This window comes from Syntrophomonas erecta subsp. sporosyntropha, from assembly GCF_055395365.1.
In genome coordinates, this window is the sequence record NZ_AP042459.1 from 203,104 (window position 1) to 223,825 (window position 20,722).

17 protein-coding genes are annotated in these 20,722 nt (G+C 41.4%); all 17 read right to left on the reverse strand.

All coding sequences use genetic code 11. The features are described 5' to 3' along the window. Positions 1 to 9: 9 nt before the first annotated feature. The gene (gene thpR, locus ACZ5Q0_RS00975) at positions 10 to 567 is read right to left on the reverse strand and encodes an RNA 2',3'-cyclic phosphodiesterase (protein ID WP_446819944.1); all 558 of its coding nucleotides are present in this window, start codon (positions 565 to 567) and stop codon (positions 10 to 12) included. Beyond that, a complete protein-coding gene (locus ACZ5Q0_RS00980) occupies positions 564 to 1,949 on the reverse strand; it encodes a competence/damage-inducible protein A (protein WP_464827193.1) in 1,386 nt (461 codons plus the stop codon). The genes thpR and ACZ5Q0_RS00980 overlap by 4 nt, the downstream gene beginning before the upstream one ends. Positions 1,950 to 2,015: 66 nt before the next feature. Next, positions 2,016 to 3,479, reverse strand: coding sequence for an AAA family ATPase (locus ACZ5Q0_RS00985; protein WP_446819941.1), 1,464 nt, complete (start codon positions 3,477 to 3,479; stop codon positions 2,016 to 2,018). Positions 3,480 to 3,494: 15 nt separating this feature from the next. After that, positions 3,495 to 4,028, reverse strand: a complete 534-nt coding sequence (locus ACZ5Q0_RS00990; protein ID WP_446819940.1) for a hypothetical protein — start codon at positions 4,026 to 4,028, stop codon at positions 3,495 to 3,497. A gap of 267 nt (positions 4,029 to 4,295) precedes the next feature. Beyond that, on the reverse strand, positions 4,296 to 5,438 hold the full coding sequence (locus ACZ5Q0_RS00995; protein WP_446819939.1) for an acyl-CoA dehydrogenase: 1,143 nt from the start codon (positions 5,436 to 5,438) through the stop codon (positions 4,296 to 4,298). Between the two features lie 136 nt (positions 5,439 to 5,574). Further along, complete coding sequence (locus tag ACZ5Q0_RS01000) at positions 5,575 to 6,915, reverse strand: acetyl-CoA hydrolase/transferase family protein (protein ID WP_446819938.1); 1,341 nt, start codon at positions 6,913 to 6,915, stop codon at positions 5,575 to 5,577. A 257-nt stretch (positions 6,916 to 7,172) separates the two neighbouring features. Next, a complete protein-coding gene (gene pgsA / locus ACZ5Q0_RS01005) occupies positions 7,173 to 7,715 on the reverse strand; it encodes a CDP-diacylglycerol--glycerol-3-phosphate 3-phosphatidyltransferase (protein ID WP_446819937.1) in 543 nt (180 codons plus the stop codon). Continuing rightward, entirely contained in the window at positions 7,699 to 9,033 is a 1,335-nt protein-coding gene (rimO, locus tag ACZ5Q0_RS01010; protein ID WP_446819936.1) for a 30S ribosomal protein S12 methylthiotransferase RimO, read from the reverse strand. Before rimO ends, pgsA begins: the two co-directional genes overlap by 17 nt. Positions 9,034 to 9,045: 12 nt before the next feature. Beyond that, entirely contained in the window at positions 9,046 to 9,780 is a 735-nt protein-coding gene (locus ACZ5Q0_RS01015; protein WP_446819935.1) for a helix-turn-helix domain-containing protein, read from the reverse strand. Positions 9,781 to 9,823: 43 nt separating this feature from the next. After that, positions 9,824 to 10,789 carry a PfkB family carbohydrate kinase gene (locus ACZ5Q0_RS01020; RefSeq protein WP_446819933.1) on the reverse strand — a complete coding sequence of 322 codons (966 nt, stop codon included), beginning with the start codon at positions 10,787 to 10,789 and terminating at the stop codon, positions 9,824 to 9,826. Between the two features lie 29 nt (positions 10,790 to 10,818). Further along, complete coding sequence (locus tag ACZ5Q0_RS01025) at positions 10,819 to 13,092, reverse strand: FtsK/SpoIIIE family DNA translocase (RefSeq protein WP_446819932.1); 2,274 nt, start codon at positions 13,090 to 13,092, stop codon at positions 10,819 to 10,821. Between the two features lie 189 nt (positions 13,093 to 13,281). Next, a complete protein-coding gene (locus tag ACZ5Q0_RS01030; protein WP_446819930.1) occupies positions 13,282 to 14,064 on the reverse strand; it encodes an undecaprenyl-diphosphate phosphatase in 783 nt (260 codons plus the stop codon). Between the two features lie 96 nt (positions 14,065 to 14,160). After that, positions 14,161 to 14,382, reverse strand: coding sequence for a YlzJ-like family protein (locus ACZ5Q0_RS01035; protein ID WP_446819929.1), 222 nt, complete (start codon positions 14,380 to 14,382; stop codon positions 14,161 to 14,163). Then, the gene (locus ACZ5Q0_RS01040) at positions 14,379 to 15,077 is read right to left on the reverse strand and encodes a ClpP family protease (RefSeq protein WP_446819928.1); all 699 of its coding nucleotides are present in this window, start codon (positions 15,075 to 15,077) and stop codon (positions 14,379 to 14,381) included. The genes ACZ5Q0_RS01035 and ACZ5Q0_RS01040 overlap by 4 nt, the downstream gene beginning before the upstream one ends. Before the next feature lie 207 nt (positions 15,078 to 15,284). After that, positions 15,285 to 16,946: a ribonuclease J gene (locus tag ACZ5Q0_RS01045; RefSeq protein ID WP_446819927.1), complete on the reverse strand. Its 1,662-nt coding sequence runs from the start codon at positions 16,944 to 16,946 to the stop codon at positions 15,285 to 15,287. Positions 16,947 to 17,547: 601 nt separating this feature from the next. Next, positions 17,548 to 19,446, reverse strand: coding sequence for a molecular chaperone HtpG (gene htpG / locus ACZ5Q0_RS01050; protein ID WP_447182646.1), 1,899 nt, complete (start codon positions 19,444 to 19,446; stop codon positions 17,548 to 17,550). Positions 19,447 to 19,834: 388 nt separating this feature from the next. After that, complete coding sequence (dapA, locus tag ACZ5Q0_RS01055; protein ID WP_446819925.1) at positions 19,835 to 20,713, reverse strand: 4-hydroxy-tetrahydrodipicolinate synthase; 879 nt, start codon at positions 20,711 to 20,713, stop codon at positions 19,835 to 19,837. Positions 20,714 to 20,722: the final 9 nt, after the last annotated feature.

The window sequence follows — 20,722 nt, forward strand, 5'->3', positions numbered from 1 at the left end:
TAGTCATAATTATTCCATATAGAAACTCCGCTTTAGCAGGTATTGTGGACCGCTACTGCTTAACCGGCTTTCCATAAGATGAAACTGGTTTATCGTGAATGGTTCTGTATGTAGTTCATCACTGACCAGATATGCTTTTTCCACTAAAGCAGAATTATTTTCGTTAGAGCGGATCCTGCCCAGGGTCAAGTGAAAGCTACGCTTATTTTCCGGCTCATAGCCTTGGGATGCCAGATAAGCATCAACCCGATCACCTAAAAAATACGCCTTTTCCATCTCTCCCTCTATTCCTCCCCAAAGTACCCGGGGGCGATTTCGTGAGGGGAAAAAACCTAATCCCTTGATACGAATTTGAAAAGATACACAAGCAGCAGCAGCCAGCTCCAGATTTTTTACTATCAAATCATAATCGGCAAGCGGTACTTCTCCCAGGAATTTCAAAGTTAGATGGTAATTTTCATATTCAACCCATTTAACATCTGTCGGTACTTCAGCTATCTGCTGCTGTACTTTTAATACCGATTGTTTTTGTTTCTCAGGAATAGATATGGCAACGAATAATCTCATATGTTCTCACCCCTAATTAGCCATTTTCGAACCCAGTCTAATGCCGATTTGGCTGACAATAATCTGATGGCCTCCCGACTACCCACAAATCTTACTTCTTTGAAGCGAGACGATTTTTCATCAGCTATGGCTATATAAACCAGCCCCACCGGTTTCTCTTTGCTTCCGCCCTCCGGCCCGGCAATACCAGTTATAGCTACACCCAGATTGGTACCTGCCAGCTTCCTAACCCCTTCAGCCATTTCGATGGCTGTCTCAGCACTTACTGCTCCGTAAACAGCTAAAGTATCATCTTTGACCCCCAGGCAGGTTGCTTTAGCCTGATTGCTATAAGAAATAACTCCCCCCCAAAAGTAATTAGAACTCCCTGGCAAATCCGTAATCATCTTGCCTACCAGCCCCCCGGTACAAGATTCAGCCACAGCCAAGCTTTTTCGACCTTTTTTCAGCAGCTCGGCTACCCTGCCCGAAAGGGTATCCTCATCCCAGCCAAAAACCGTATTCCCCATCTTTTCCTCAATACGCCGGCACACGTCCTCTAGTATTTGCCGGCTATGCTCATAATCCTTGCCTTCGGCAGTGATCCGAATGTGGATTTCCCCACCTTTAGCTAGCAAAGCCATACTACATCCCTGCAAATCACCCATAATGTCAGCCAGCATTACTTCCACCTGCGATTCACCCGGTCCAATTACCTTGATAACCCGACTGGCAGCTTTTTCCCACTTAAGATCATACTGTTTTTTTAAGCGCGGTTCGACTTCCTGCCGGAACATGGGCTGCATCTCCCGGGGTGGTCCGGGAAGGCATATAACCACTTGATTGTTTTTAATAAGATACATTCCGGGTGCGGTACCCTGCGGATTAGGTAGAATTTCTGCTTCCAGAGGAAACATAGCCTGTTTTAGGTTATTATCCGGCATAGAACGGTGACGACGTTGGAAAAAGTCTCGAATTTTCTCGGCTTCTTCCTCTACTAAAACCATACTACTTCCCATAACTCGGCAGGCTATCTCTTTAGTTAAGTCATCCTGGGTAGGTCCCAATCCACCGCTGGATATAATTACATCAGCAACCTTGAGGCCTATTTTAAAGGCTTCCTCTATCTGCTGCTCATTATCTCCTACTACGATTTTACCAATAACTTTTATCCCTATTAAGTTTAAACGCTCAGCAATAAAAACGGAATTGGTATCTATGGTACTCCCCAACAAAAGCTCAGTACCCGTAGATACCAGAAAGGCCTTTTCCAAAACATTCATCCCCTTATAAGTTTCATCTATCTTATTATAAACAATTTTCTTTTGTATATAGTCGTTCCTGCTTCCGGCAAAAATCTTTTTACTCGATAATACAAAAAACCTGGTAAAGTCATAGAACAACTTTACCAGGCTAATAATATCTTTCAGCCTACTAATTTATGCGTAACCAGGAGCACATTTTCCCTTTTAGCCAACTAATTCCTGGAAACGGGACTGATTGAGTACTTCTTCTTCCATAACCGTTTCCGCAACCCGGTTAATTATACCTAAATTATTACGCAATATTTCCCGGGTCCTCTCCTCCAAAGCTGATATAATATGGCGACATTCATTATAAAATGCTTCAGCAGGTAAATCATCAATGTTAACAATTCCTAATGAGGACATCCCCGCCTCAATAATCTCCCGCGCCATATCCCAGGCCTGAGAAAAATCATTTCTAGCCCCGGTACTGCGGTTGCCAAAGCGTAATTCTTCTGATAACGCCCCGGCTAAACTAACCATTATTTGATTTTCCAGTTCCGCACGGGTATAAAGATACTGATCATCTCGAGGCGATTTTCTCATAAAACCAAGGGCACCACCTCGGGGAATAATGGTTAATGAAGCCACCGAACCCGGATCAAGCATTTCACTTACCAGGGCATGACCACTCTCATGAACACTTACCCTTTCCAGTTCAGCCGCATTAGGTTTTTTGTCTAGTTTCTCCCCTAGCATAACCTTATCAATAGCTTCCATAAAATGATGGGCCTGCAGGGTTTTACTCCCCTCCCGCATAGCCAAAATAGCTGCTTCATTAGCCAGGCTCTCCAGGTGAGCTCCGGAAAATCCAAAAGTTGCCCGGGCTACTTCTTCCAATACATGTGGTTCTTCCACTGGTTTATTCCGGGTATGAATATTTAGAATACGTCTGCGTCCAACCCGATCCGGTAATCCTACCTGGACCTGCCTGTCAAATCGACCTGGTCTTAATATAGCCGGATCAAGCATATCGGCACGATTAGTAGCCCCTATTATTAATATGCGGGGCTCATCATCTTTGGAAATACCATCCATTTCCACTAACAGTTGATTAAGAGTCTGATCATACTCCATGTGGCCGCTGTGGCTGCCTCGCCTAGCCCCTAAAACATCCAATTCATCTATAAAAATAATGGCACTTTTACTATGTTCTTTCATAGCCTTTTTCCGAGCATCCCTAAAAATCTGGCGAATTCTTTTAGCACCTACTCCCGCATACATTTCGATAAACTCACTACCTGACGCAGCAATAAAAGCGGAACTAGTAAAACTAGCGGCAGCCCGGGCCAACAAAGTCTTACCGGTACCAGGAGGACCTACCAGCAATATACCTTTTAAGGGCCTAATTCCCATGTTTTTAATGGCATCAGCATGGAGCAGGAATTGTAATGCCTCTTTTAACTCTTTTATCGCCGTGTCCTGCCCACCAATCTCTTCGAAACTAATTACAGAAGTAGCCCGATTAGACCCGCCGACTTCATCAAATTTAACCTGGCCCTGGTTTTGCATGAAAAAGTAAAAACCACCTATAACCACCGCAAATAATACGAAAGGAGTAACATTTACCCCTATAAGGGCCAGGAAAATAACCAGAGCTATTCCCGAACCTACTGCAATTTCCTTCACCGCTACTCCCCTCCTCTAATTAGTTTTCCCAGTTTCACTTTCTCGCCAGGCAATAACATAAAGGTAATTTTCCTTATCATTTAGTTGGAGATAAAGTCTATCCTTATCGACAAACATACGGTATTTGACATCCTCTCCCTTAACTACCTGGGCCAGATGTTGATCCAACCAGACAAATTCATGATTAGCCAAAGCCTGGTAAATTGCCGGTTGTAAATAGGCATGCAACCGGTTTAATTTACTATTAGGACGGTCTTTTATATCTAATGTGTAAGGCTTATTACCTAATCGTTCTTTAATAATAGTATCGATATTAAGGTATTGACCTTGCAGATCATCTACTTCTGCCAGGGATACCTGAACCTGATACTCTTTATTTACCTGGCTAATATCCACATGAGAAACTGAAGGTAATTCTGATAATTCATTTATCAATGGTTTTTCTACCCCGAACACATTATACAGACGATAGCCCCCCAGTAAAACAGCCAATACCATAAAAAGGGCTAGAAGGGCTACAATTACCTTGAAATCATTGTTTTTCGTCATTTTTCGCCCCCTCCTACCCCAACATTATAGCACAGAGCCTGGCCATATCCCGTACGCAATATATGGAAATATTACTGCCCCTGCATAATACTGATATAGGTAATTGTAAGATAGTATTGCATCATTCGCCTACCACCTCATATCGCTTATACATAATATAATTAATTATACTGATAGCATAATTAGATTTATAGCATCGCATCAAAAAAATCAATAAAAAAAGGCTGGGGGTAAACCCAGCCTCTCAAAGTTTTTTCCTATATTTATTTAGCGAAGGATGTTATTAGCGATAACCACTCTCTGAATCTCGTTAGTACCTTCATAGATCTGGGTTATCTTGGCATCTCTCATCATTCTTTCTAACGGATATTCGCGGGAGTAGCCATAACCACCCAGAATCTGAACTGCCTCTGAAGTTACCCACATAGCAGCATCACCGGCAAAGGCTTTGGCCATAGCACTTTCCAATCCATAAGATTCGCCCGATCCCTCTTTCCAGGCTGCCTGGTAGGTGAGCAGGCGAGCAGCTTCAATTTTAATTTTCATATCAGCCAGTTTGAACTGAATGGCCTGTAGCTTGGAGATAGGTTTACCAAACTGAACTCTTTCCTTAGAATAGTTAAGAGCAAACTCATAGGCACCCTGAGCAATTCCAACAGCCTGGGCAGCAATACCATTACGTCCGCCATCCAGAATGCTCATAGCAATCTTGAAGCCCTGTCCTTCCTGACCTAACAGGTTTTCTTTAGGTACCCGGCAGTCCTCAAAAACTAACTCGTAAGTAGCGGAGGTTCTGATACCCATTTTCTTTTCCTTTTTACCAAAGGAGAATCCCGGAGTATCTTTTTCAACGATAAAAGCACTGATACTCTTGGATCCCAGCGATTTATCACCGGTACGAGCGATTATGATATAGGTGTTAGCATAATATCCATTGGTAATAAACACCTTGGTACCATTTAGAATATAGGCATCACCATCTAAACGGGCAGTAGTTTTTGTTCCTCCAGCATCACTACCTGCGGAAGGTTCGGTAATAGCAAAAGCGCCGATATGAGTTCCTTCTGCCAGGGGAACCAAATACTTCATTTTTTGTTCTTCGGTGCCAAACTTCCAAATCGGCCAGGAGCAAAGAGATGTATGGGCGGAAAGAGCCACTCCCATTCCAGCATCAACACGGGAAAGTTCTTCTACAGCTATAGCATAGGCAATAAAACCAGCATTAGCACCACTATATTTTTCCTCCCAGGGGATACCACAAACACCGAGGTTAGCCAGCTTGTTCCATAATTCTATGTCAAATACCTCTTGTTCGTCTCTTTCTGCTACTGTGGGTCCAAGTTCATTTTCTGCAAAATCCCGGATCATCTTTCTTAACATTTGTTCTTCGTCACTCAGTTTAAAATACATTGTGTACTACCTCCTGTGTTTTTTATTATTATTTTTTATAAAGCAACTAAACCAACCATCAAACCCCGCCTGGGTAAATAAATCCCCCTCCCTTCCATCAAATCTTTATTAATATAATCAGTCATTAAGACTGGTTTTAGCTAATTTTATTAGTTTTACGCCATATCTTCATTTCTTGGGCTGACCGGATTAGCTCATCACGAAAATCAGGGTGAGTTATGCCCACTAGTGCTTCGGCCCGTTCCCAAGTGCTTTTTCCTTTCATGTTGGCGATACCATATTCAGTAACAATCATATGAGTAGCAGTACGAGGATCAGTAACTATCGACCCCGGTGTAAGAATAGGTTTGATCCTGGAAACCACCTTATCCTTGGTAGAAAAAGTTGAAGTCATGCATATAAAGCTTTGTCCATTTTTCGATTTATAGGCACCTTCAACAAAGTCCAACTGTCCACCAGTTCCACTAATATGCCTGGTTCCGACACTCTCAGCACTGACCTGTCCAAATAAATCCACTTCTATACAGGCATTAATAGAAACAAAATCGTCTATCCCCGCTACAATAGAGGGGTCATTTGTATAATCAACCGAATAAGCAGCCACCCCCGGGTTATCATCTACGAATTCGTAAAGCTCCCGGCTTCCCATGGCAAAAGCAAATACCTGTTTGTATTTGTCCCGGGACTTTTTGGCACCGGTAATTTTCCCGGCTTCAGTCATCTTAAGATAAGCATCCACGTACATTTCGGTATGAACTCCCAGGTCCTTTAAGTCTGATTCTGCTACCATGGTACCGATAGCATTAGGTATGCCGCCTATTCCCAGCTGAATACAGCAGCCATCATATAACCGGGGAATAATATTTTGTGCGATTTTTTTCTCAATTTCACTCGGCTCGGTTGGATTAAGGGTAGGTAAGGGTGGATTACTGCTCTCTACTACATAGTCCACCTGGGTAATGTGAATAGCCTCCTGGTTGCCTCCCAGCACCCGGGGCATATTAGTATTAACTTCTAAAATTACATAATCAGCAGTTTCTAAAGCTGCCATAGCCGAAGCACATCCTGCTCCTATACTAAAATATCCGTGCTTATCCATCGGGCTAACGGTAGCCATAAAAACATTATTAGGAACACAATCATTACGGGTCATAATAGGATTCTCGTGAAATTTCATGGGAATATAATACATTTGTCTCTGATTGTAATATTTCCTATCTAGTCCCCCAAAATGCCAGGAATGCCATATAAAATGCTCACCAGTAGGATCCGCGTCCAGAGTGTAATGCGGCCAAGCACCAATATCTACCCGTATCTTAACATCCCATAATTCATCTTTACGTCCAGCTAGAGCCTTATCCAGCTCATTAGCTGCCCCTATGCCAAACGCATACTCAATCCAGTCTCCTGATTTTACTACTTTCACAGCTTCATTTGGACTGGTTACTCTTTTACGGTATTCATCAATCCAATTCATTTATTTTCCCCCTGTTAATGTTAGTGTAGCAGGTATTGATAAGTATTGAGGACTGTAAAAAATAATATCTATCTGTGCATCACCCCTTTCACGAACAAAACTAGTTATTTTACTCCGAATCCAAACAAATATGTTATAACGGTTTGCATAACTTAATTAAGAGCTAAGGGGAAATATCCTTATATTATTATCTATTTATTAAGAATATTTTATATATGACAAAAAAACAACTTTGATTTTACTTTACGGTTATATGTTTACTTTTGGTCACCTTGAACTGACTTAAAACGATAGAAATATTCGAATCCAGAAACAATAGTTATAACTACTGCAAAGTACATAGCCCATTTTCCCAACGGTATTTCAATCAGATGTAGATAACTATTTTGCAGTATAATTAAAATAACGGCGATAATTTGGCTGGCCGTTTTAATCTTACCCAGAATACTGGCTGGAATAATTACACCTTCTTCTGCTTTAACAGCCCGTAAACCAGAAACAGCAAATTCGCGGCCTAGTATAATAATAACAATCCAACCAGGTATTTGGCCAAGTTCCACCAAACTAACTAAAGCCGCAGTAATTAACAATTTATCCGCTACCGGATCAAGGATAATTCCCAGTTTAGTTACCTGTTTCCATTTGCGAGCCAGATAACCATCCAAAGAATCAGTCAAAGCAGCAACAGTAAAAACTAAAGCAGCTAGATAGTCACCATAAGGAAGGCGTACTAACAAAAAAAATACAAAAATAGGTACAAGAATTATGCGTAATATAGTAAGGCTATTGGGGATATTCATCAACAAGTTCTCCAATCAAGTCATATTTTCTTACGCCTTTAAGCAAAACCGGGGTAAACTCACCCCGGGGAAGCTGGTGGTCTGTTTTAACCATTGTTACACCATCAACTTCGGGGGCCTGAAAGTAGGTTCGCCCAATGTATAAATTACTGGCTACTTTATCTGATATTAATACTGGTTCAATACGGTTTAAGTGATCAATATTTTTTTTACGGGTTATGCCGCTCTGTATTTTTAGTAAAATCCGCCGGCGCTCCTCTTTTACCTCTTCCGGTACCTGCCCTGCCAGCTGACACGCTGGAGTTCCTTCCTCCGCCTGGTAGGAAAAAGCCCCTAACCAGTCAAACTTTATACGATTTATAAAAGAGCAAAGCTCTTCAAAATCACGGTCTTTTTCCCCAGGAAATCCTACCATAGCCGTTGTCCGCAATACTATACCCGGTATTTCTTCCTTTATATGTTTAAAAAGTTCTTCCAGCATTGCCGGGTCAAACCGACGGTTCATACGTTTCAAAACACCGGCTGAGGCATGCTGAATCGGTATATCCAGATAAGGTATAACTTTTTTGGCTATAGCAATTGTTTCGATTATTTCCGGGGTAATATGGTCCGGGTGCAGGTACATTAGACGAATCCAGATATCACCACCCAGCCTATCCAATTGTTTAATCAACCCAGTTAGTCCGACTTCTTTATGTAAATCCCTTCCGTACACAGTAGGATCCTGAGCCACAATGACCAGTTCGCGGGCTCCTTCTTCCACTAACCTATGAGCTTCTTCCATAATCGAAGCCATGGGCCGGGACCTTAAACTGCCTCTTATTTGAGGTATCATACAATAGCTACACCTATTATCGCACCCTTCAGCAATTTTAACATAAGCTAACCCAGGAGGGGTAGTCAATATGCGGGGACCTTGTTCCACAAATTGTTCTGGAGGAGGGGCGACAGCTTTAACCCTCTCCCCACTGGATACACGTTCTATTATACTAACTATATCAAGAAAAGATGAGATCCCTACCACTCCATCAAGTTCAGGCATCTCATCCAAAAGTTCCTCAGCAAAAAGCTGGCTTAAACATCCGGTAGCGATTAGAAATTTAAGTTGACCGCTAACTTTCAAGTTACCCATGCTTATAATGGTATCAATAGCTTCTTCTCTGGCTGGGGTTATAAATCCGCAAGTATTAATAATGATTAATTCAGCCCGCTTGGGAGATGAAACTATTCTGTGTCCGACTTGTTTTAACAATCCCATCATAACTTCTGTATCTACACGATTTTTTGCACATCCAAGACTAACAAAACCAATATTCACCTTATCGTACTCCTATTCAGACTGCATAACTTGGGCGGGAAACTCATGCTCGGCCACTTCACCGTAATCCCCAAGCGGCGGGGCCTTTTCCCCATTGTAAGTAATAACCAACCCCCCGGCATTACCTGCTTTTATATAAATCAGGTCTTTGCCCTCAAACGTTTTTGTTTCCCCGACCTGCATTATCCCCGTCAATTGCTCATCACCATCAACTATCACAGTTACCCAGCAGGGTTGGGTAGCCTCAATTTTAACCTTGGATATGTTTATTTTCCGAGGTTCTTTTGGGGTAGGTTTTACATTGTCTTTTTTATTGCCAGCGGGCTCTTCTATGCGGGGGGGATTATCAGCCGGGTTATTAATCCCCTTATGAGACAAATAACCTGCTAAATGATTACCAGCCCAGATAGCCACTACCAGGAATATAATCCCTGCCGCTATGTTTTTAGTAGAAAACCTGCGATCTGTTTCAGGAATACTATGAACCATGGTCCCTTCTGATTCTTCAATATCTTCCGGGTAAGCCTGACTTTTAAATTCATCTACCAGCGCTTGTTCATCCAAACCTAAAAATTTTGCATATCTTCTTACAAAGCCAGTAGCATAAACCTGTGGAGGTAGGGAAGAAAAATCCTCATTTTCTAAAGCCTTTATATAATATTTCCTTATTTTAGTTTCTTCTTCAACATCTTCCCAGGTAAAACCCTGCTTTTCCCGTTCTTCTCGCAAAACATCTCCCATGCCCATTATATCACCCCTAAAACCTGCATAATGTCTTGTCCATTTTAGTTTAGTCAATTATAGAGGCAGTACCTACGCCAATTCGAATAGCCTGTCTTACCGGATATCCGCAGGACAGACCATATACTATACCTGCCAGCAATAAAGGCAGGCCTTTACTGCAATCGAAAATTTGATTAGGCAATAACGGGAAATCGTTAATACCGTTCTGATCAACATATAGCAGTCGGCTTTTTCCATCAGTAATAATACCTAACTGATTATCCATTTTAATTTTACTCTGTATCTGATGGGTAACCGTCTCCCATCCATAATGAGCAGCTTCCCACCCCAATACAAAAACAGAAAACCGCTCTATATCCTCAGGTATCTTATCTAACTCCTCCAGGTATAAATAGGTACAAAAATAAGGTAGTTTATCTTCATCTTTATTAAGGGATTTATTGACTACCGCTGATTGAAAACATGGCTCCACTACCAGATACTCACAATTAAAGGCTACCCATTCCATGGAGCTAATTGCTTTCTCAAAATCTTTTAAAGCAAAACCTTCCTCATAACAGGAACCTTCTTCTAAAACTACCCGGCGACAAGTACGACGATTAGTGGCCCGCACAATACTAGAAGTATCTACCCCCATTTCCTGAAGGCAGTTTAATATATCGGTACCTATTTCATCATTACCTATTACACTTATTACTTTAACATTTACTCCGAATTTAGCAAAAGCCTTAGCCAGTTCATAAGTATCTCCACAATAAGATACGTCAATACATTGCTTTTCCTGACCATGTACATATATAGAGAGAAAAAACTCTCCAATAATAACTATGGTTACCTGTTCATTAAGAACATAACCCTTACCTAATATTACACCCTTTTTCATCAGATTGGATATATGGACAGCCACCGAAGAACGGGTTATCCCCAGGTGAGCTGCCAATTCTTCCTGGGACATTAAAGGTTCATTTTTTAATAAATCAAAAAGCTCTTTCTCCCTTGCCGTAAGCCGCATACCTTTCCCCCCATCCCCACCTAGCCGTTTTACAGCAAGTTATGATTATCAATTAGCTTTTCCAACTGCTCCTTGTCTATCAATATTTCTCGTCTCTTATTATTGTCTAGAGCCGAAACTATACCTCTATCCTCCATCATATCTACGAGACGGGCGGCGCGGGCATAACCAATCCGCAGGCGCCTTTGTAAAAGCGAAGCCGAAGCTTTACGGCTTTCTACAAATACTCTTACTGCATCCCAGAATAAGTCATCTTCATGCTCTAATTCAGACTGTTCCAGGGAAACCTCCAACTCACTAATGTCTAATGCTTCTTCGGCTTCAAAACCCTGCCGGCTTATAAATTCTACCGTTTTTTCGATATCGGCATCAGATACATAAGCCCCTTGCACCCGGTATGGTTTGGATGCTCCCACCGGGAAAAACAGCATATCACCTTTACCTAGTAATTTTTCAGCTCCTCCAATATCCAATATGGTCCGGGAATCGGCCTGGGAAGAAACTGCAAAGGCAATACGCGAAGGTATATTAGCTTTTATAACCCCAGTAACTACATCAACTGATGGCCTTTGGGTAGCTACTATCAAATGCATACCTGCTGCCCGGGCCATCTGGGCCAGACGGCAAATAGAATCCTCTACTTCAACTGGGGCCACCATCATAAGATCAGCCAGTTCATCAATTACAATAACTATATAAGGCAGTTTTTCCTCAGCAGCCTGGTTATAACGGTTGATATCGCGCACCCCTTGTTCCGCAAAGGCTTTATATCTTTTTTCCATCTCCGTAACCATCCATCGTAAAACAACCGCCGCTTTTTTAGGGTCGGTTACTACCGGAGTATACAGATGGGGAATACCATTATAGACAGTTAGCTCTACCATTTTAGGATCAATAAATACCAGCTTCAGCTCGTCTGGTAATGAATTAAAAAGCAGGCTCATTATAATACAGTTTAAACATACACTTTTACCCGAACCAGTTGATCCAGCTATAAGCAGATGCGGCATATCACTTAACCTGGATACCACCGTCGATCCAGATATATCCTCCCCCAGGACAAAGGTCAAAGGTGAATTCATCTTTTTAAAGGCAGGCGAAGATAGTAGGCTGCGTAAACCTACACTTAACACCTTACTATTAGGGACCTCTATCCCCACCGCCGATTTGCCCGGTATAGGAGCCTCCATACGAATACCGGGAGCGGCCAGGTTTAATTGCAAGTCATCCGTTAAACTAATGATCCGGCTTACCTTTACACCTGGAGCAGGAGTAAGTTCATATCTGGTAACGGCCGGCCCACAGCTAACCTGGTTTACTTTTACACCAATACCAAAACTTTTAAAGGTATCTTCTAATATATTTATACTTTCTTTTATATTCTTTTTATCTATAGTTCTTTCTGAAGAAATATCACTGAGTAACTCTAGCGGCGGCTTTTGATATTTATAATCCTTTTTAGGCAAGGTAATAGGTGTTTCCTTCTCAACCGGCAGGTTATCTTGCCGGGGTAGCGCCAGAGTAAAAGAGGGCTGGGGTGTCTTATCCTCCCTTCGGGTAATCACCTCCGTATCGCCGGCAGCTATTTCCGCGTTACCACCGTTATGATCTATGATAACCGGTTCCAGATTTCTAATCGAATCTCGGTTTTGGTCATCTTTTTTCTCCAATTCATAAAACAGAAGGTCACCTATTTGCTGGGATATCTTTTTACTATGTCCACTGCAAACCCGAATAATTTCTGTTAAAGGCTGATTAGATACCAGTACTAGTGCCACCACCATATTCAGAATCAAGAAAATAATGGTGCCAACCCGTCCCACCAATCCTACCATTAAATAGGTTATGCCTCCACCTAATGCCCCTCCCCCTAAACCTTTTAATCCTGCCTCTAGTGGTTCGAGACCTCCTGGCACTAACCAGAGGCTAAAATATATCAGTACCGCCATAAAAATAAGGCTTACTCCCCACATCCGGCTGGACCAGTATTCTTTTATCACCGCCAAATGAATAGACCAGGCCAGCAGGAAAAAAGAGAATACCAGGGCCGCATCCCCAAATACTGTTTCCAATCCCTTTAACAAATAGGTACCGAAGATACCTATATACTCTCTATCTTCAGGCAATCCTCGAAACTTGGTAACCACAATAAAAAAGAATACTGCCAGCATAAGCAACACCAATGATACTATTTCTTTTGACAAGGTATTAACTGGCGGGTTATTGTTTTTACTATTTGCTTGTACCTTTTTTTTAGGTTGGGTTTTATGTACAGTTTTTCCAGATTTCTTTTTGGCTTGCATGTAAGTCGCTCCTGTATGACGATTAATTTCTTTACAATTATTTTTGGAGCTAGCATTATGACAGGCCAGGAAGGAATGTTTTTAATCTACTCCATAATCTATTCCATACTTCGCCTGATGTCTATCTTATTCCTCCTGTTATTCGGTAAAAATAAAAAAAGGGGCATAGACCCCTTTACTTACTAATTGTTAAGCAATAAATTGGTAGGCAAGGGTTACCAAAGATAATGCCCAACAGTAATAAGCAAAAACCGACAGACGTCCACCCCGCACCATCCTTACAACCACCTTAATGGCAAAATAGCCAAACAAGGCAGCGGTAATAGGCCCAATAATATAGGCCGTCGCATTATCTACTGGTGCCCCGTAGGTAAAAAGATCCTTTAGTTCGAAAACCCCGGCTCCCAATATCACCGGTATGGATAGCAGGAAGGAAAAACGGGCAGCAAAATCACGTTCCATGCCGGATAACAACCCTGCTGATATAGTAGAACCAGATCTGGAGATACCGGGAATAATTGCTACAGCCTGCAGTAAACCTATAAAAAGGGCATCACCAAAACTAGTATCCTCAGCTTCTTTTAATCCGATATTTTTATTAGCTAATTTTTCTGAAACTATAAGTAGCGCCCCGGTAATTAATAATCCTATTGATACAACTAAAAGTGATTGAAAGGCTTTTTCAAAAACGGGAGCCAGCAAATATCCCGCCAGGCCAGCCGGAATACATCCAACAATAATCAGAAAGGTGATTTTTGATAGAGGCCTTCGCAAAATAGCATATATATCCTCTCGGAAGGCCACAAAAACCGCTATCAGGGTACCTAGATGAACTAATATGTCAAAAGTTAGCGGTGGCTCTTTTATTCCAAAAAGATGTTGAAATATTACCAGATGTCCGGAACTACTAACCGGAAGAAACTCGGTTAATCCTTGCACTGCCCCTAAAATCAACGCTTGCAGAACGGTCAAAATAAATTTCCTCCCCATATTCACAACTTTATAAATTATAACATAGGGAATCGCAAAAGATTACCACAAAAATTAAAAATGCTAATGTTAACCTAATTATTGATCCAGACGGGCTTCCATAGTTATTATGCTTCCGGGCTGATAGTTTTTATTAAGATAGTCCATAGGATCAGTACTTAATAATTTAATTACCCTTACTTCATTGTAGCCGCAAGGAACTGCTTCAATTTTAGCTCCGGAAGGTGTTTTCATCACAATAGTGTTTTTTAGTTTATCAGCCTGAAAAAGCTCATTAGGATCAGGAATATAATAAATCACTGCAGCAATCCCCCCGCTTCTCCCTTAAGCTGGTCAAGTTTTTGTATAGCCTCTTTTATTCCTCCCACCCCATCGATAAGACCACACTCAACGGCGTCATTTCCTACTACTACTGTACCTATATCCCTGGCTAGATCGCCGGTACGAAACATTAATTCACGAAATTTTTGTTCGGTTATCCGGGAATGCTCGACTACAAAATGAACTACTCGGTCCTGCATTTTATCCAGATATTCATAAGTTTGCGGAACTCCAATAACTAGACCGGTTAACCTTATGGGATGAATAGTCATGGTAGCGGTAGGAGCTATAAATGAGTAATCCGCACTGACTGCAATAGTTACTCCGATGGAATGCCCTCCTCCCAGGACAATGGATACAGTAGGTTTAGTCATACTGTTTATAGCTTCAGCAATAGCCAGGCCGGCCTCCACGTCTCCTCCTACTGTGTTGAGAACTACTAATAAACCTTTAATGTTAGGGTTTTCCTCGACGGCCACCAGTTGAGGTATCACATGTTCATATTTGGTAGTCTTATTTTGAGGAGGTAAAACCATGTGCCCCTCCACCTGACCAGTTATGGTCAGACAATGGATGTCACTCTTAAAGGAAGGTATTTCCAGCTGCCCCAATTCTTTTATGTTATCCAATTTTTGCTCCTGATTAGGTTCCTGATTCCCAGTATCTTCTGACAATGTCCTTTCTCCCTTCGTTGTTTTAATAGGCCTCTCCAAAACAAAAAATACTTAGACCAGGTCTTACAAAAGACTAGTGTACATCTATAGTTTGCTTTACTGCAAAATTTCATACAAAAAAAACGCCCCTTAAGGGGCGTTTTTTAATAGATCATATAAATATGGGACCGATTCCGGTGTTCCTTTTTTAACCATACTGCTTATTTATCATACTTCCATTATAATAGGTAAAATCATAGGACGACGGCCAGTCTTTTCGTAAAGATGTTTACCTAATTTATCCCTAACTTGAGCCTTAATTACGGCCCATTCAGTAACATTCTTTTTAGTACACTGGTCCAGAGCTTCTTTTACCCGTTCCCTAGCATCTTCGATCAACTCTTCCGATTCCCTCACATATACAAAACCCCGGGTAACTATATCAGGACCAGACACCACCTGTGCAGAATCTTTGTTTATGGTAACTACTACGATCATTATACCATCCTGGGATAGCTGTTTGCGGTCCCGCAGTACAATATTGCCTACATCTCCCACACCCAGGCCATCTACCAGGACTTTTCCTGCAGTTACCTTACCAGCAATAACAGCTTTTTTGCGGCTTACTTCGATTACCTGTCCATTTTCGGCTACAAATATCCTGGAACGAGGAATACCCAGACTCTCAGCCAGTTTGGCATGCTTCATTAAATGGCGATATTCACCATGAACCGGCATAAAAAACTTGGGCCTAATCAAGTTAAGCATGATCTTAAGCTCTTCCTGGGCAGCATGTCCAGATACATGTACTCCCATATCTCTTTCATAAATGACTTCCGCTCCCTGCCGGAAAAGTAAATCAACCGTCTTAGCTACCAATTTCTCATTTCCAGGAATGGGGGTAGCGGAAATTATAACCGTATCATCAGGTTCAATCCCTACCCATCGGTGGTCAGCAGTAGCCATACGAGTAAGAGCTGACATGGGTTCCCCCTGTGAACCGGTAGTAACAATTACTATTTTGTCGGCTGGATACTTACTTATATCCTCCATTTCAACTAATATGCCATTGGGAATATTTATATAGCCCAGCTCAGCTGAAATCCTGACATTATTTACCATGCTCCTGCCAATTATACAGACTTTGCGCCCATATTTGTGCGCCGTAGTTATGGCTTGTTGGATCCGGTGTACATTGGAAGCAAAGGTAGTAACAATAATACGTCCCGTACATTTACCAAACAACTCATCAAAGGTATTACCAACTACTTTTTCTGACATGGTAAAACCAGTCCGGTCGGCATTAGTGCTATCACCCCACATCATCAGGACACCTTTTTCTCCTAATTCAGCTAGTTTACGAAAATCAACCACCTGACCATCAACCGGGGTTTGATCTAGCTTAAAATCTCCTGTATGCAGCATAATTCCAAGTGGCGTGTGTATAGCTATCCCCATAGCATCGGGTATGCTATGACTTACCCGGATAAATTCTATTTTAAAATCGTCGATTTCAACTATATCCCGGGGACGTATTACTTTAAGTCGGACATTTTTCAGGTTATTCTCCCTCAGCTTGCCTTCCACGATACCTAGGGTTAACCTGCTACCATAGACCGGAACATTAAGCTCTTTTAATACATAAGGTAGAGCCCCTACATGATCCTCATGTCCGTGAGTAAGCAAAATCGCCTTGACTTTTTCCCGGTTTTCCAGTAAATAAGAAATATCAGGAATGACAACATCAATCCCCAGAAGTTCATCTTCTGGGAACATAAGTCCGGCATCAATAACCACGATGCTGTCCTGATAACGGATCGCCATCATGTTTTTACCTATTTCCCCCAAACCGCCCAGGGGAATGATCTGGAGACGATCACTATCGGACATCCAAACACCTCCTTTATTCAGTTTTTTGAACACCGCACAATCTGACCGCTTCGCTTATTATAGCCGATTCTTAACCACGATACAACTAATCGCATTTTTCTGTCAGCCGGTAACTAGGTGGTTAAACTTTAGCCCCCACAATTTATCCCCGGATAGTTTTAGTTTTTTATTAGGAAGTCTCCCATAAAAGGTAGAACGGCTACTAAAGTATGATTCTGCTGCGAAGGATCTGAATCCACTGGTTTGAATGCATAAATATGGAGAGGGACGTAAAAGAAACCCGGTAGAACACCCGTGAAAGCCTAGGGCGGAAGGGGGCCAGCGACACGAACATCGCCAGCGGGCAACACCCCAGACCACTACTGATGTTCATTACCTCCCAATAATAGGGTTTTAAACATAGATGTGGACTAAGCCCTGTCTCCCTGGAGCCCTTTGACTAGCAGTTGTGTTCCCAGGCAGAACGTGAAGCCGAAATACTTATGTATGCAAACCAACACCATCTACCTGCCTCCGGATAACTGAAATAGGCAGATAAAACATGGTTGGGGCCGACTCACTAAACCTGACCTAAGTCAGGTCAATAAACCATTCTCACCGATTAGGCTTTATCAGCCATTATATTACATAGTGTGTTGGAAAAAGACACCGGATCATCTATGTCCATACCTTCAATAAGTAGTGCCTGATTATATAAAATCTCAGTATAGGATTTTAGTTTATCTTTATCTTCTTTATACAAATCGCATAGCACTTTAAAAATTGGGTGGTTGGCATTAACCTCCAAAACCTTATCAGCCTTCACCTGTTTTTCGGTAGGAAGTGAATTTAATACTTTTTCCATTTCCAGTGACAACATTCCTTCACTAGTTAAACATACCGGATGTGACTTGAGCCTCGGGGATAAACGAACCTCTTTGACCTTGCCGGGCAAAGACTCCTGCATAAAATTAAACATCTCTTTATAATCTTTAGCCTGTTCTTCCGAGAACTTTTTCTCCTCTTCACTTTCCAATCCTAGATCACCGCTGGAAACTGATTTAAATTCTTTTTCAGCATACTTCCTTAAGACTTTAAGGGCAAACTCATCCACATCTTCGGTAAGGTATAGTATTTCAAAACCTTTGTCTCTTACCAGCTCAGTTTGTGGCAGGCGGTCTATTCTGTCTACATCTTCGCCACAAGCATAGTATATATACTTTTGATCTTCCTGCATACGACTGATATACTCGGGAATAGTCACTAATTTCCTTTCACTGGAAGAATAGAACATAATAAGATCCTTTAGTGTTTCCTGGTTAATACCAAAATTATTATAAATGCCAAATTTTAATTGCAGTCCAAAGTTTCTAAAGAACTTCTCATATTCTTCCCGGTGTTTATTTAACATTTTCAGCAGTTCGTTCTTTATTTTCTTTTCCAAGTTTCTGGCTATCAAATTTAATTGCCGATCATGCTGAAGCATTTCACGAGAAATATTTAAAGATAAATCCTGTGAATCCACCAGGCCCCTTACGAAGCTAAAATGATCGGGAAGAAGCTCCGCACATTTATCCATAATTAAAACTCCATTAGAATACAGCTGCAACCCTTTTTCATATTCTTTCGAATAATAATTATACGGAGTTCGGGCCGGAATAAATAAAAGCGCATTATAAGTTGCTTTCCCTTCAGTACTGCTATGTATTACCCACAGGGGATTTTCATAATCAAAAAATTTATCTTTGTAAAAATTATTATAATCTTCATCAGTTAATTCATTCTTATTCCTGCGCCAAATAGGCACCATACTATTAAGTATTTCAGTTTCAATATAAGTTTCATATTCATTATCGGAACCTTCTTTAAGTCTTTGCTTCTCTATATCCATTTTAATAGGGTAACGAATGTAATCCGAATATTTTTTCACAATACCTTTGATTCTATGCTCATCGAGAAATTCGTCATAATTATCCTCATTATCCTGGCCGGTATTATCCTTAAGCTTTAGAATCACATCGGTTCCGACCTTGTCTTTGTTGCAAACAGTAATTGTATAGCCGTCAACACCTTCAGATTCCCATTGAAAAGCCTTTTCCGATCCATAAGCTCTGCTGATAACAGTCACACATTTACTCACCATAAAAGCCGAGTAAAAACCAACCCCAAACTGACCTATTATTTCTATATCCTCTGCTTGCTCATTTTCCTGCTTAAATGCCAGAGAACCGCTCTTAGCGATAGTCCCCAGGTTACTCTCTAACTCCTCTTTAGTCATACCGCAGCCGGTATCTGTTATAGTAAGAGTTCTATTTTCCTTATCAATAGAGATTTTTATAACAAAATCTTCTTTTGTCATCCCGACGTTTTGGTCGGTTAAAGAACGGTAATACAATTTATCCATCGCATCACTGGCATTAGAAATTAATTCTCTTAAAAAAATTTCCCGGTTCGTATAAACAGAATTAATCATTAAATCCAACAAGCGTTTCGACTCGGTTTTAAATTGTATTTTCGCCATAGTTATTACACCTCGGTAAATATAGTCCCTTTTGATTAAATAATATAGTTCACTTATTTTAAAAAATCAAGAACACTAAACATGGGATAAGTGAAGAAGGAAGTAAGCTATGTACTTTCCAAGGGGACAGTACCCCCCAGGGCACCACTAATGTTCACTACCGTTCACTACTAAGGTCGTTGAAAATGGATGTGAATCAAACCGGTCCCCCTGAAGCAACTTGACCAGCAGTGGGTGTTTCCCATGCAAAGTGCGGAGCCGGAATATTTATGCAGGCAAATTAACGTCCCTTACCTGCTCCTTTCTTTCCCTTATTTTTCACATTAAAAGGAAATAAACAAAAAAAGGAAGCAAAGGGACCATCCCTTTGCTTCCTTAACTGTTAGATTTATAATAATCCGTTACTTTGTAGTAATTGACGAATGAATTGCTGCTCGCTTTCGCTGGCACGGGCCAGTGGTAAACGTACTCCACCAACATTCCGGCCCTGCATGTTCAGAGCTTCTTTTACAGGTACGGGATTAGAAATAATGAATAATCCCTTAAAAACAGAAAATAATTTATGATGCAACTGGGCAGCTCTCTGCATGTCGCCATCCACAAAAGCCTGTATCATGGAGCGTAATTCTTTACCAACTATATGGGAGGCCACACTTACCACTCCATGTACACCTACAGCCATCATCGGAAGAGTCATGGAATCATCACCGGAATAGACTAATATTTTACCAGCTAATTTATTAACCAGCAGTGAAACCTGATCCATATTACCGCTAGCCTCTTTAACTGCCACTATATTATCAATATCTGCTAATCGGTTAACCGTATCCGGAAGCAAATTAGCACCAGTTCGACCGGGTACATTGTACAGCATTACCGGCAGGGATACACTCTCGGCTACAGTTTTAAAATGCTGGTACAGACCTTCCTGGCTAGGCTTATTATAATAGGGGGTTACCAGCATTATTCCACTAACCCCTAATTTTTCAGCTTCACGACTTAATTCAATGGATTGTTTAGTATCATTGGAACCTGTTCCGGCCCATACCGGTATCTTGTCTCCTACTGCTTCTTTTACAGCTACATACATCTGTAATTTTTCTTCCCGGGTTAAAACCGGAGATTCACCAGTAGTGCCGCACACTACTATACCTTCAGTGTCATTCTCGTACAGCTCCCGGGCCAGTTCTCTGGCTCGATTGTAATCAACATTAAGTTCGGCATCATAAGGAGTAACCATGGCCGTCAACAATCTGGGAGATGTCATGACTAATCA